Consider the following 322-nt stretch of genomic DNA (forward strand, 5'->3'; position numbering starts at 1 on the left):
ATCACGAAGTCTGCGCCAGACCCAAGATCAGAGACGGCAACGTCGCCAACCGGCCGATCTATGTGGCCATGGGAGTGACGGTCGAGGGCACCCGCGACATCCTCGGACTGTGGGCCGGCGAGCACGGCGCCGGTGAGGGCGCCAAATACTGGCTGCGGGTGCTGTCGGAACTGAAAAACCGGGGCGTGCAGGATGTTTGCATCGTTGTGTGCGACGGTTTGAAGGGCTTTCCCGATGCTATCGGCCAAGTCTGGGCACGCGCGATCGTGCAGACGTGCGTGGTTCATCTTCTGAGGAATTCGTTCGCCTACGCTTCCCGCAA

1 protein-coding gene is annotated in these 322 nt (G+C 61.8%); it reads left to right on the forward strand.

Annotation, left to right across the window (positions count from 1 at the left end):
- Nucleotides 1–322, forward strand: a 322-nt coding sequence (locus ACT86A_RS27500) for a transposase (RefSeq protein ID WP_445095133.1), incomplete at both ends; no start/stop codon positions are given.

Source organism: Nocardia glycosmidis, assembly GCF_052545115.1.